The 13,209-nt window shown below is 66.6% G+C and carries 13 protein-coding genes; 5 read left to right on the forward strand and 8 right to left on the reverse strand.

What is annotated here, in order from left to right:
- Positions 1–246 precede the first annotated feature (246 nt).
- From ACYVK3_RS18620 to rpmH, 8 genes are all read right to left on the reverse strand, one after another.
- Entirely contained in the window at positions 247–1,347 is a 1,101-nt protein-coding gene (locus ACYVK3_RS18620) for a ParB/RepB/Spo0J family partition protein (RefSeq protein ID WP_460498840.1), read from the reverse strand.
- 3 nt (positions 1,348–1,350) lie between these two features.
- Positions 1,351–2,484: a ParA family protein gene (locus tag ACYVK3_RS18625; protein WP_460498950.1), complete on the reverse strand. Its 1,134-nt coding sequence runs from the start codon at positions 2,482–2,484 to the stop codon at positions 1,351–1,353.
- Between the two features lie 745 nt (positions 2,485–3,229).
- A complete protein-coding gene (rsmG, locus tag ACYVK3_RS18630) occupies positions 3,230–3,913 on the reverse strand; it encodes a 16S rRNA (guanine(527)-N(7))-methyltransferase RsmG (protein ID WP_460498841.1) in 684 nt (227 codons plus the stop codon).
- A gap of 8 nt (positions 3,914–3,921) precedes the next feature.
- Positions 3,922–4,416 carry a Jag family protein gene (locus ACYVK3_RS18635; protein WP_460498842.1) on the reverse strand — a complete coding sequence of 165 codons (495 nt, stop codon included), beginning with the start codon at positions 4,414–4,416 and terminating at the stop codon, positions 3,922–3,924.
- A gap of 68 nt (positions 4,417–4,484) precedes the next feature.
- Complete coding sequence (yidC, locus tag ACYVK3_RS18640) at positions 4,485–5,627, reverse strand: membrane protein insertase YidC (protein WP_460498843.1); 1,143 nt, start codon at positions 5,625–5,627, stop codon at positions 4,485–4,487.
- Positions 5,624–5,959, reverse strand: a complete 336-nt coding sequence (gene yidD / locus ACYVK3_RS18645) for a membrane protein insertion efficiency factor YidD (RefSeq protein ID WP_460498844.1) — start codon at positions 5,957–5,959, stop codon at positions 5,624–5,626. The genes yidC and yidD overlap by 4 nt, the downstream gene beginning before the upstream one ends.
- The gene (gene rnpA, locus ACYVK3_RS18650) at positions 5,956–6,360 is read right to left on the reverse strand and encodes a ribonuclease P protein component (RefSeq protein WP_460498951.1); all 405 of its coding nucleotides are present in this window, start codon (positions 6,358–6,360) and stop codon (positions 5,956–5,958) included. The genes yidD and rnpA overlap by 4 nt, the downstream gene beginning before the upstream one ends.
- An 85-nt stretch (positions 6,361–6,445) precedes the next feature.
- Positions 6,446–6,583: a large ribosomal subunit protein bL34 gene (rpmH, locus tag ACYVK3_RS18655; RefSeq protein WP_460498845.1), complete on the reverse strand. Its 138-nt coding sequence runs from the start codon at positions 6,581–6,583 to the stop codon at positions 6,446–6,448.
- Positions 6,584–7,153: 570 nt separating this feature from the next.
- Between rpmH and dnaA the strand changes: the two genes are divergently transcribed.
- From dnaA to ACYVK3_RS18680, 5 genes are all read left to right on the forward strand, one after another.
- Positions 7,154–8,902, forward strand: a complete 1,749-nt coding sequence (dnaA, locus tag ACYVK3_RS18660) for a chromosomal replication initiator protein DnaA (protein ID WP_460498846.1) — start codon at positions 7,154–7,156, stop codon at positions 8,900–8,902.
- 397 nt (positions 8,903–9,299) lie between these two features.
- Positions 9,300–10,448, forward strand: a complete 1,149-nt coding sequence (gene dnaN / locus ACYVK3_RS18665; protein ID WP_460498847.1) for a DNA polymerase III subunit beta — start codon at positions 9,300–9,302, stop codon at positions 10,446–10,448.
- A gap of 65 nt (positions 10,449–10,513) precedes the next feature.
- Positions 10,514–11,389, forward strand: a complete 876-nt coding sequence (gnd, locus tag ACYVK3_RS18670; RefSeq protein WP_460498848.1) for an NADP(+)-dependent, decarboxylating phosphogluconate dehydrogenase — start codon at positions 10,514–10,516, stop codon at positions 11,387–11,389.
- 88 nt (positions 11,390–11,477) lie between these two features.
- Positions 11,478–12,614 (forward strand): DNA replication/repair protein RecF, encoded by a 1,137-nt coding sequence (recF, locus tag ACYVK3_RS18675; protein ID WP_460498849.1) that lies wholly within the window; start codon positions 11,478–11,480, stop codon positions 12,612–12,614.
- On the forward strand, positions 12,604–13,086 hold the full coding sequence (locus ACYVK3_RS18680) for a DciA family protein (RefSeq protein WP_460498850.1): 483 nt from the start codon (positions 12,604–12,606) through the stop codon (positions 13,084–13,086). Before recF ends, ACYVK3_RS18680 begins: the two co-directional genes overlap by 11 nt.
- Positions 13,087–13,209: the final 123 nt, after the last annotated feature.

A 13,209-nucleotide genomic window follows, 5' to 3' on the forward strand; every position in this document is an offset into this window, starting at 1 on the left:
CCTCCGGGCCTCCGGGCCTCCGGGCCTCCGGGCCTCCGGGCCTCCGGGCCTCCGGGCCTCCGCTGAGGATCGTAGCCCCTTGAGCTCACCCAGATCGGTGATGACGCGGCAGGCCAGTCTGTCGGACCTGCTGCATAGACTTGATATAAGAGCTCCCTTGGGGGCGCAAATCAGCAAATATCCGATTTCACGTTTGGCGGCCCCATGAGGGCCGCCACCACCGGCGAATCGGCTACGCACCTCTGGCTACTTGACGCCGATCTGTTCGACGATCCGGTCGAGGTCGGCGAGCGAGCCGAATTCGATGACGATCTTTCCCTTCTTGCGGCCCCAGCTCACGCTGACCTTCGTCTCGAAGTGGTCCGAGAGACGCTCCTTCAACTCATCGAGTCCGGGCGCCTTGATGCGGTCCTTCGCCGGAGTGCGCGTCCCGCTGCCGCTCGGCTCGTCGAGTTCCGGAGTCTCCTCCAGGCGGCAGGCCGACACGAGCTCCTCGGTGCTTCGCACCGACAGGCCTTCGCTGATGATCCGCTCGGCGATGTGCTCCTGCGTGTCATTGCTGTCAAGCCCGAGGAGAGCGCGAGCGTGACCAGCCGTCAGCACGCCGGCCGCGACCTTCGTCTGTACCGTCGGGGGAAGACTCAACAGTCGGATCATGTTCGAGATCTGCGGTCGGCTCCGGCCGATCCGCTTGGCAAGCTCCTCCTGCGTCACGTTGAACTCTTCGAGGAGTTGCTGATAGGCCGCGCCCTCTTCGAGCGGGTTCAGTTCGACGCGATGGATGTTCTCCAGCAGCGCCTCTCGGAGGAGTTCGTCGTCGGAAGTGCGACGGACGATCGCCGGAACGCTCTCCCATCCCAGCGCCGTCGCGGCGCGCAGGCGGCGCTCTCCCATGACGAGTTCGAACCTCGCACCATCGCTGGTGTCGCCCGCCGGATCGTTCTCGGTCTTCTCGCGAACGGCGATCGGTTGGAGCATGCCGACCTCGGTAAGCGAGATCTCGAGTTCGGCGAGGTGGTCTTCGTCGAAGATCTGTCGCGGCTGCTTCGGGTTGGTGGAGATCTCGTCGATCCGGATCATCTGGAAGCTCGCGCCCGGCACAGCTACCAGCTCGGGTCCCTCCGACTCCGTCTCGAATGTTTCACGTGAAACATCAGCGGGCTCCGCGGGCGACGTTTCACGTGAAACATCGACCGCGCCGGGCACGGCCTGACGGGGTGCGCCATTCGGCCGAGGCGAAGGCTCCTCGTCGAGCTCATCGACTTCAGTGGTCATGCTCTCGGCCAATCCTGTCGGGATCAACGCCCCGAGTCCTCGACCGAGACCTCCACGCTTCGCCGCTGCCATCGACTAGTTCCCGCCCTTCTCGTTCTCTTGACCTGATCGCCGCGGGCTCAATTTGGCGCCCCGCAGGGCGATCTCCTCGGCCGCCTCGAAATAACTCGTCGCCCCTCTGGAACCGGGGTCGTACGTCAGAATCGATTGGCCGTACCCAGGAGCCTCCGAGACGCGGACGCTGCGCGGCACGACCGCGTCGAGCACGATCTCGCTGAAGTGACCGCGAACCTCCTTCTCAACCTGATCGGCGAGCTTGGTCCGCTTGTCGTACATCGTCAGCAGTATTGTCGACACGCGAAGGCGTGCGTTCAGGTGTGCCTTGACGAGTTCGATGTTCCGCAGCAACTGGCCCAGCCCCTCGAGCGCGTAGTACTCGCACTGGATCGGGATGAGCACCTCTTCGGCTGCGACGAGCGCGTTGACGGTCAGCAAGCCGAGCGACGGCGGGCAGTCGATGAAGATGTAGTCGACCTCGCCGCCGTAGGCGGCGATGATCTTCTGCAGCCGTGCTTCGCGGGCGACCACGTTCACCAACTCGACTTCGGCGCCGGCCAAGTCGATGGTCGCCGGAATGCAGAACAGCGAAGGAATGCCATCGACGCGTTGCTCGATCTCCTCGAGCGGCATCGCGTCGACGAGCGCCTCGTAAACGCTCGGCGTTCCCGCGCCATGCTCGACACCGAGACCGGTGGAGGCATTGCCTTGAGGGTCGAGGTCGATGACCATGACCCGATTGCCGTGGAGGGCAAGAGCGACTGCCAGGTTCACCGCGCTGGTGGTCTTCCCGACTCCGCCCTTCTGGTTCGCCACGGCGAATACGCGGCGCCGCGGCGGGCGCGGCATGGTGACGCTCCCGGCAGGGTTGAGGACTCGGACCGCGCGCTGCGCTTCGCGGGCGAGCGGCAGGTCGTCTTCGAGTGGGTCGGGTTGCTGCGGAATCTCGCCGCTGTGGTCCTCCACCGTAGTCCCGGCATCGCCGGAGTGCTCGGCGACGATGTCGTAGCCGCCCGAGTCCGAGGGCGTCTCGACGCGAAAACCGCGTAGCGATTCCGCGCTGCTGTCCGAATGAGTTTCCTGGCCGCCGACCGCGGCATCCGGTGCTGTGTGACGTCCGGACCTACCTCGTGGCGATGTGGATCTGCGCATCCCGTCCCGTTCCCCGCCGTCGTTCGACAGATCGTTTTGACTGCGGAAGACCGAGTCTGAGCCTCCGGCCGCATAGCCGTAGCTCGGGCCGGTCTCCCCTGAAGCCGATTCTGTCCCAGTGGACCCGTAGCGCTGCGCTTCGCCACCCGGCGATGGTGAAGTTTCTCGGTAGCGACGTCGGCGCGGAGTCGTCTCCTCCTCGCTCACAGCGGCATCGAGGACATTCTTGATGCGGCGTTCGGCAGGGGTGTCGCCGCCGATGGAGCTCTGGTGTTCACGATCTTCTGAGGGAAGGGGGTCGCGCACATTCACCGCCACAGATTACGGGCCGGATGTTTCACGTGAAACATCGACCCCGTTCTTGAAGAAGCTTACGAGCCATACACTAGCCCAAGTGAGTGAATCGTGCGTCGATCGTTTCGACAACGTGAGTCCGACGGCGGCTGAACGCTCACTGCCGCAAGGGGACTGACAACGTGAACATGCTCACCGCCGCGCTCAGTGCCTCGACCAGAACATGAAAGCGGAAATTTGCTGATTCATCCCTTCGGGGGGACCCCTAGTCTTAATCCTATGTCGATCGTGTGACAGGAAGTAGCCGAGATCTGCACCCTAGCTCCCGATACCGTGCGGCCCCGAGGTAATCCTTCACCGCCGACCACAGCCACCAGATTCCCCGGGGGCGCGGCGCCCGCTCCGCCAGTCAGTTCGCTCCCGTGCCACGTGAAGACACTGGCGCCCGCGCTCAGCGAACCCTTTCGACCCTCACTACCGTTGTGGGCACGGTGAAGACCGGATCAGACAGCTTCTCCCGGCCGCACACCCGAAGCTCGGCCCTGCTGCCGCCCGCCGAGCGGATCTGCTTGGCGTCCCGCTCGATTTCGTCGGCGGCGCTCTGGCCCTTGATCGCCAGCATCACGCCGCCCACCCGCGCCAGGGGCAGGCTCCACTTCACGAGCTTCCCCAGCGGCGCGACCGCCCTGGAGACCACCGCGTCCGCCCGGCCCTTCGGGGCGACCTCGTCGGCCCTGGCCCTCAGCACGTCCACGTTCGTGATCCGGAGCATCTCCACGACTTCCTCGAGAAAGTCCACCCGCCGCTGCATCGGCTCGACCAGTGTCACCCACAGATCGGGCCGCGCCAGTGCCAACGGGATCCCCGGCAGGCCCGCCCCGGAGCCCACGTCGATCACGTCCTTGTCCGCCGCGATCAACTCGCCGATCACCGCGCTGTTGAGCACGTGCCGCTCCCACAGCCGCGGCACTTCTCGCGGGCCGATCAGGCCGCGCTCAATGCCGGCGGTGCTGAGGAGTCCGACATAGTCCTCGGCCTGGCCGATCCGCTCGTCATCGTCTCCGAACACAGAGGCCAATGTTTCACGTGAAACATTGGCCTCGACGTTTTCAGAGCTCTCGGGCTCCAGATTCATCTGTCCTGCTATTCGGGTTTGACCACGACTCGACGCCGGGGTTCGGCGCCCTCGGATTCGCTCTGCACGCCTTCGGTGGCGTTGATGACGTCGTGCACGCACTTCCGCTCGAAGGCGCTCATCGGGTCGAGCTTCACCACCTGGCCGGTCTCGGTGACCTTCTTGGCGGTCTTCTCGGCCAGCTCCGCGAGCTTCTTGCGACGACCGGCGCGGTAGCCGCCGATGTCGAGCATCAGCCGCGAATGGTCACCGGTCTTGCGATACACCGCAAGGCGGCAGAGCTCCTGCAGCGACTCCAGCGTCTGCCCTTTCGGGCCGACGAGGCCGCCCAGGTCCTCGCCCACGATCTCCACCTGCGGGCGGTCGCCGACCACCAGCTCGTCGATGTCGCCATCGAGGTCGAGAATGTCCAGCAGGCCTTCCATGTAGTCGGCCGCCACTTCACTCTGTTCAAAGAGTTCGTCTTCGGAGGCCACCTCGTCCTCCCGCACCGTTGCTCCCATAATCGCTAACTATGTCCTATCACTAGTTATAAGCCTAGTTTGCCCGAACATGGCTGACCCTAAGCCGCTTACGCGGCCTGCGATCCGCCCCCCTTGCCTTTTTTCTTCTTACCGGCCTGCTGGGCACCGCTGACCTTCTTGGCGCGCGCGATGCGCTCCGACCGCGAGAGGTTCTTGCCCGACCCCGGCCCGCCCTGCTTGGCGTTGTTGGCGGAGTTCGAGCCGCCGCCCTTGTTCTGCGGGGCCCTGTTCTTCGGCGCCTGCGGCGACTTGTCCTGCTTCGGCTTCTGCCCCGGCTTGGGAGCCAGCGACTTCCGGCGCTCCTCGGCTTCACGCTGCTCTTCGAGAAGCTTCTCGTGCGCCTTCGTGCCCGGCTTCGGCGGCTTGTTCGCCGAGTTCTGCGCGGGCGGCGGGTACTTGCGCAGCACGTATTGCTGCTGCCCGAGCGAGAAGAGGTTGTTGATCGTCCAGTAGATGACCACGCCGACGGGGAAGATACCGCCGGAGAAGATCATGATCACCGGGATGCCGTAGAGCATCACCTTCTGGATCATGCGCTGGTTGGGGTCTTCGGACCAGCCGGTCTTGAGGATCATCTGCCGGGTCGTCAGGTACGTCGTGAGGATCATGAGCGCCACGAGGATGCCGGTCACGATCTTGACGGTCACGGCGGAGGCACCGACCTCCGTCAGGTCGGCCTCCCCGGTCATGAAGGTGCTCCAGAACGGGGCGCCGAAGAGGCTGGCGTCGACGTAGGAGTTCCAGTCCGAATTCTGACCGTCGTTGATGCCGGTCCAGAAGTATTCGGTGGTGTTCACGGTCTGGTGCGGGTCGGGCCTCCGCAGGACCCAGAACAGACCCAGGAAGACCGGGGCCTGGAGCAGGATCGGGAGGCAGCCCATGAGGGGGTTGGCCTTCTCCTTGCGGTAGAGCTCCATCATCTCCCGCTGGAGCGTCTCGCGATCCCCCTTGTAGCGTTCTTGGAGCGCCTTGATCTCAGGTGCCAGCTTCTGCATCGCCCGCTGCGAACGGATCTGCTTCACGAACAGCGGGAACAGGACCACCCTCAGCGTGATGACCACGCCGACGATGGCGAGCACCCACGCCCAGTCGGTCGCTAGGGCATGGGCACCGTTGAACACGCTGCTCCACAGGTCGTGCCATCGCAGCAGTAGCCACGACACGCCGATGTAGATCCAGTGCAAAGTCACTGGCGGACTCCAGTCGTCTCAATACCAACAGTTGGCTCGGGTACGGCTCGTATAGCGTTACGGTGAAGCTCGCGAGCCGTCGGTGAGCTTCCCCGCCGAGGGGGTACCGGGTCATAGCCACCCGGATGGAAGGGGTGACACCGTCCCAGTCGCCGCAGGCTCAACCATATGCCACGGACCAGACCGTGTCGGGACAGCGCCTCGAGGGTATATGCGCTGCAACTGGGGTAGAAGCGGCACCGGTTGGGTAGCGCCGGGCTTACCCAACGACGGTACGCGACAATCGGCACGCTCACCACTCGGGTCGCCGCCGTGGAGAAGCGGCCTCTCATGGCGTTTTCCGGGGGCGTTTGCGCTGCCGGCCGCTGCGTGCCTGGGCGACGGCCTCGGCGAGGTCGCGGCTCAGTTCAGCGAAGTCGCGCCCGGCGGCCTTCGGCGTGGCCCGCACGACCACGTCGGTTCCGGCCGGCCAGGACCGCATCTGTTCGGCGACCGCGTGGCGCAGCCGGCGCTTGGTCTGGTTCCGGGCGACGGCATTGCCGACGGCCTTGGAGACGACGAAACCCGCCCGCGCCGTTCGCTGTGTCCCGGCATCGGACGGTGTCGTGCTCGCCTGCGTCTCGGTGTCCGGCGCCCAGTGGACGACCACGCCGCCGCGGGCCGCTCGGCGGCCTCGCTTGAGCACCGAACCGAAGTCACGGCTGCGGCGAATGCGTGCGTCGGCTGGAAGCACCCGGATCACGTCCATCCACGGCGAAGCTCGCGCGCCCTGCATTCGAGCGACGGAAGCGCGCTTGCGTCGCCGAGTGCTCGAGCGCTCAGACGGACAGGCGCTTGCGGCCCTTGTTGCGGCGGGCGTTGATGATGGCGCGCCCGGCACGGGTGCGCATGCGCAGCCGGAAGCCGTGGGTGCGCTTGCGACGGCGGTTGTTCGGCTGGTAGGTGCGCTTGCTCACGTCGGATTTCTCCCATTACGAATCAAATGACTGCTGCGGCCCGCTTACTGCGGGACGCAAAAGTCAGCCTAGCAGGGCTTTCACGTACCGCTCCTGCCACGGACAGCGGGTGTGGCATGCCCCTCTGGTTCACAGGGCAACTCGCTCATGTTACTCGCCGCCGATGCGCGGCGGCCACCGGTGGTCGGGGTGTGACGGGGCCTGTGCACAGGCGGTCGGCTCCATGCGCTGCGCGCTTTGACCTGCCTGTGGATAACTTTTGTGGATTCGCGGGCGCCTTCGGCGTCACCGCAACGCGATCGCTCGATGGCGCGCCCAAAACTGCAGGTCACTCGCGTGATCTGGGGAGTCGTGCCACGACGCGCGCATGTGCACAGGGCAACTGAGAGCCTGTGGATAACCTGTGGAAAACTGCTTAGACGCACTGCGGGCTCATGCCTGGTTTCGGTGCGGATCGAACGCTCGCGGGCTTGGCGAAGCGGGCCGCTGGGAAACAAAGTCTAGCGCACGGCACGTCGACGCACGGGACGCGAGCGAAGACGCAATCGAGTATGGCTAAGGATGGCGAAGGTGACCGACCAAGATCTGGCAGCAGTCTGGTCGGCGGTGACAGCCGAACTGACTGAGGCGTCGGTGCTGACCCGCCAGCAACAGGCGTGGATGCGGCTGACACAGCCGGTCGTGGCGGTGGGCGGCACGTTCATCATCGCCGCGCCCAACAAGTTCGCCCGCGCGGCCTTTGAGTCGAAGCTGCGCGACCCGATCAGCGAATCCCTCTCCCGCCGCCTGGGGCAGTCCACGCAGATCGCCGTGACCATGCAGGACAACACCGGCGACGCCCCCGCCGAGCCGGCTCCGGCACGGGCCGCCGAGAGCGACGACACGCTGATCTTCGAGATGCCGCGAATCGATCCGCCCGCCCAGCAGGCGCCGCGCACCGGCGGCGTCCCGCACCAGAGCTCGCCGCCGAATCCGCCGAGTCTGTTCGACACCGACGCCTTCCGCGCCGGCGAGCGGCGGTCGAGTCCCCGCGCGGAGCAAGCTCCCGAACAGCGGGTCGAGGAACAGCACGCCGGGCACGACCACGAGCCGCCGAACATCCCGCAGCAGCAGCCGCACAGCACACCGGCCGAAGAGGAGCGGAACGCCTCGCACCGCCCCGCCGAGTCGAACGGCTCCTCCCCGCCGATCGCCCCGCCGCCCTCGGACGACCCCGATCCCGAGCGGCGCGGCGGCGTCTCCAAGACCACGAAGACCGCCCCGGCTCCGAAGGCGGCCGACGGCGTCGGCCGCCTCAATCCGCGCTACAACTTCGACACGTTCGTCATCGGATCGTCGAACAGGTTCGCCCACGCGGCGGCGTTCGCGGTTGCCGAGGCCCCGGCCAAGGCGTACAACCCGCTGTTCATCTACGGCGGCTCCGGGCTGGGCAAGACGCACCTGCTGCACGCCGTCGGCCACTACGCCCACGACCTGGGCACGGCCGTCTCGGTCCGCTACGTGACGACCGAGGAGTTCACCAACGACTTCATCAACTCGCTCTCGGACCGCCGCCAGCAGGCGTTCCAGCGCCGCTACCGCGACGTCGACATCCTCCTCATCGACGACATCCAGTTCCTGATGGACCGCGAGCGCACGCAGGAGGAGTTCTTCCACACCTTCAACGCGCTCCACAACGCCAACAAGCAGTTGGTGATCTCCTCGGACCGCTCGCCCAAGCAGCTCCAGACCCTGGAGGACCGGCTGCGCACCCGCTTCGAGTGGGGCCTGCTCGCCGATATCCAGCCGCCGGACCTGGAGACGCGGATCGCGATCCTGCGCAAGAAGGCCGTGCAGGACGACCTGAACGTGCCGACCGACGCGGTGGAGTTCATAGCGTCGCAGATACACCACTCCATCCGGGAGCTCGAGGGCGCCCTGATCCGCGTCACCGCCTACGCCAGTCTCAACCGCAAGCCGGTGGACCTGGGCCTGGCCGAGGAGGTCCTGCACGACTTCATTCCCGAGGGCGGCCAGACCGCGGAGGTCACGGTCGACCAGATCATGCAGGCCACGGCCGACTACTTCGGCGTCCAGGCCGCCGACCTCAAGGGCAACTCGCGCTCGCGGGTGCTCGTGAACGCCCGCCAGGTCGCGATGTACCTGTGCCGGGAGCTGACCGACATGTCGCTGCCGCGGATCGGCCAGGCGTTCGGGGGCCGCGACCACACGACGGTCATGCATGCGAACAAGAAGATCCGCAAGCAGATGGCCGAGCGACGGGCGCTGTACAACCAAATCGCCGAATTGACCAATCGTCTGAAACACACCGACGAATGAACGCCCTGTGGACAACTCTGTGGAAAAGCTGTGGATAAACCGGAATTACTGTGGAAATCCTGTGGACGGCATGTGGACAACGAACGGAAGCGCGAATTCGGTTCGCGTTTTTGCTGTGCACGAGCCTGTGGAGAACCTGTGGAAAAGCTGTGGAAAGACCTGTGGACGAGATGTGGAAAACTCGGCGCATGTCGGAGGCTGTGGATAAACTGCCGATTCATCCACAGGTTCTCCACAGTTCATCCACAGGTCGAAATCGATGTCTAGCTGGGAAAAGGCACGTTTTCCACAGTATCCACAGCACCGACTACTACGACGACAGTTATATCTATAGAGAAACCAATAGTAATAGCGCTGTGTACAACCAGGCATCAGCCAGATGAGGAGCGAGCTCGCCATGAAGTTCCAAGTTGATCGAGACACCTTCGCCGATGCGGTCTCGTGGACCGCCAAGAGCCTCCCGGCCCGGCCCTCCGTCCCGGTGCTGGCCGGCGCCCGCCTGTCGGTCGACGACGGCACGCTGACCATCTCCGGTTTCGACTACGAGATCTCCACCCGCGTCACCGTCGAGGTCACCGGTGAATCCGCCGGCACCGCCCTGGTCTCCGGGAAACTGCTCGCCGAGATCGTCAAGGCCCTGCCGCACAAGCCCGTCAACTTCACCGTGGACGGCCCGCACGCCGAGCTCACCTGCGGCTCGGCGCGGTTCACCCTGCCGACCATGCCGCTCGAGGACTACCCGAGCCTGCCGCAGATGCCCGACGCCATCGGCACCATCGACGCCGACGAGTTCGCCAGGGCCGTCTCGCAGACCGCCATCGCCGCGGGCAAGGACGAGACGCTCCCGACGATGACGGGCGTCCAGATCGAGATGACCGGCGGCGGCATCGGCCTGCTCGCCACCGACCGCTACCGCATGGCCATCCGCGACTCCGAGTGGGAGCCGAACGAATCCGACGTCGACGTCACCGTCCTCGTCCCCGCCAAGGCCCTCGCCGACACCGCGCGCACCTTCGGATCCTTCTCCGGTCCGGTCACCATCGCCGTGCCCTCCGGCACCGAGGGCGCGCCGGGCATGGTCGGCTTCATCGCCGGCGGTCGCCAGACCACCTCGCGGGTCCTCGACGGCCAGCTGCCGCCGCTGCGCAGCCTCCTGGCCACCTCGTACGCCACCGTGCTGCGCGTCAAGACCAGCGACCTCATCGAGGTCGCCCGCCGCGTCGCCCTCGTCGGCGACCGCAACTCGCCGATCCGCCTGTCCTTCGACGAGGACGGTCTCGTCGTCGAGGCCGGCGGCGCCGAGGACGCCAAGGCCTCCGAGGCGATGGACTGCACCTTCGAAGGCGAGGCCGGCAAGATCGCGTTCAACCCGACCTACCTGCTCGACGGGCTCTCGGTCGTGGACGCGCCCATCACCGCGTTCAAGATGAACGAACTGGGCAGGCCGGTCGTGATGACCGGGGAGGCCGCGCCCGAAGATGAGGAATCCGACACAAACCACGACGGGTACCTCTACATGCTGCAACCATTGCGTTGGGACGCCTAAACGGCACGAAGATGTGCAACACCCCGGCGCTGAACATCGCTTGAGCACGTGGAAGGGGACGCAGCATGCAACTGGGCATGATCGGACTCGGCAAGATGGGCGGCAACATGAAGTTGCGGCTCCAGGAAACCGGACACGAGGTCATCGGCTACGACCGCAACCCGGACAAGGCCGACGTCGGTTCCCTGTCCGAGCTCGTCGAGGCGCTCGAGGCGCCCCGTGCGATCTGGGTCATGGTCCCGGCAGGGGAGCCCACCAGCTCCACCATCGCCGAGCTCGCCGAGCTGCTCTCCGAAGGCGACCTCGTCGTCGACGGCGGCAACTCCCACTTCACCGACGATGCCGAGCACGCCGCGATGCTCACCGAACACGGCATCGGCTACGTCGACGTCGGCGTCTCCGGAGGCGTCTGGGGATTCACCGAGGGCTACGCGCTCATGGCCGGCGGCTCGAAGGCCGACGTCGAACGGCTCATGCCGATCTTCGACGAGCTCAAACCCGAGGGCGATCACGGCTTCGTCCACGCCGGCGGCGTCGGCGCAGGACACTACGCCAAGATGGTCCACAACGGCATCGAATACGCCATGATGGAGGCCTACGCCGAGGGCTACGAGCTCATGGAGGCCTCCGACCATGTCGATGACGTGCCCGCGGTCATCAAGTCCTGGCGCTCGGGCACCGTCGTCCGCTCCTGGCTGCTCGACCTGCTCGACCGCGCCCTCGACGAGGACCCCGAGCTGGCGAAGATCCGCGGCTGGGTCGAGGACTCCGGCGAGGGCCGCTGGACGGTCGAGGAGGCCATCCGCCTGCGCGTGCCGCTCCCGGCCATCTCCGACTCCCTGTACGCCCGCTTCGCCTCCCGCCAAGACGACTCCCCGGCAATGAAGGCCGTCGCCGCGCTTCGGAACCAATTCGGCGGCCACGCCGTGAAACCGGAATAGCGGCGGTCACGCGCCGCGAAGCGGCCGTGCCGGGCCGAAGTCGCGGCGCGCGGTGAAGCCGGAACAGAGGGGGGTGCATCATAGAAGCGTGCGAGTACGACAGCTGCAACTCAACGACTTCAGGTCCTACGCGCACGCCCAGATAGCGCTCGACGAGGGGCCCTCGATCCTGGTGGGCCCCAACGGTCACGGCAAGACGAACCTGGTCGAGTCGCTGATCTACCTCGCCACCCTCCGCTCCCACCGCGTCTCCAGCGACGCGCCGCTCGTGCGCACCGGCGCCGAACAGGCCGTCATCCGAGCCGAGGTCGTCCACGACTCGCGCCGCCTGCTCGCCGAGCTGGCGATCGTCCCCGGCAAATCGAACCGGGCGCGGCTCAACAAGAACCCACTCGCCAGGCCGCGCGACCTCATCGGCGCCCTCAAAGCCGTCGCGTTCGCGCCCGAGGATCTCGCGCTCGCGCGCGGCGAGCCCTCCGTGCGCCGCCGCTACCTCGACGAACTGCTCTGCTCGCGCTTCCCGCGCTTCGCCGGCGTCCGCGCCGACTACGAGCGGGTCCTCAAACAGCGCAACACGCTCCTGCGCACCGCCTACCTCGCCAAGAAGACCGGCGGCCGCGGCCCCGGCAGCGCCGAGCTGGCCACCCTCGACGCCTGGGACGCCCACCTCGCCGAACACGGGGCCGAACTGCTCGCCGGGCGACTCGCGCTCGTCGCCGACCTCGCCGAACCCGTCGCCAAGGCCCACGCCCGCATCGCCGACGGCCGCTCCGAGGTCACACTCGCCTACACCTCCGAACTCGGCGACGACCTCACCGCCGACCGCGAGCTGCTCACCGCGCGGCTGTCGGCCGCGCTGGCCGGCGCGCGCGCCAAGGAGGTCGAACGCGGATCCACGCTCGTCGGACCGCACCGCGACGACATCGAACTCACCCTCGGGGACCTCCCGGTCAAGGGCTACGCCTCCCACGGCGAGACCTGGTCGGTGGCCCTCGCGCTCCGCTTGGGCGCCTTCGAACTGCTGCGCAGCGACGGCGCCGCTCCGATCCTGATCCTCGACGACGTGTTCGCCGAGCTCGACACCGACCGGCGCGAACGCCTCGCCGAGTACGCCGAGGCCGCGCCGCAGACGCTCATCACCTGTGCCGTGGCCGCCGACGTCCCCGACCGTCTCGTCGGCGCCCGCTTCGACGTCTGGGAGGGGGAGATCCGACGTGTCCTCTAGCGGCTTCGACTTCCGGCCCCGCCCCAACCGCGGGCAGGGCCGATCCATGGCCGGCAAGCGTCGCCAGGGGGGCGACAACCCGCGGTTCCGCAAGGAATGGTCCGGGCCCGGCCCCGACAAGCGCGATCCCGAGTCGATCGGGGCCCTGCTCGGTCAGGTCGTGCGCAAGAAGGGCTGGGTCGGGAAGGTCTCGAACGCCTCGGTGTTCGGCCGCTGGACCGAGATCGTCGGGCCCGAGATCGCCGGGCACTGCCGTCCCGAGCAGCTCGTCGACGGCGAGCTGCTCGTCGTCGCCGAGTCCACGGCCTGGGCCACCCAGCTGCGGCTATTCTCCGGGCAGATCTACGGCAAGATCAGCGCGGCGCTCGGCCCCGGCGTCGTCAAACGCCTGAAGATCGTAGGGCCCAAACAGCCGACACGTTCTTACGGTCCCAGGCGCGTACGGTTTAATGGCTCCCGTGACACGTTCTGAAGCGATGCGCCCCTAGGTCCGTAGGGGGGTTCATGTCCACGCCTCCCGGTGCGACTGTGATGACATCACGCCGCAGAGAGAGGAAATTCAGGGCGAGATCGCAGTAGACTTGAGGGATGGTTG

The sequence above is a fragment of the Glycomyces tarimensis genome (genome assembly GCF_054776215.1).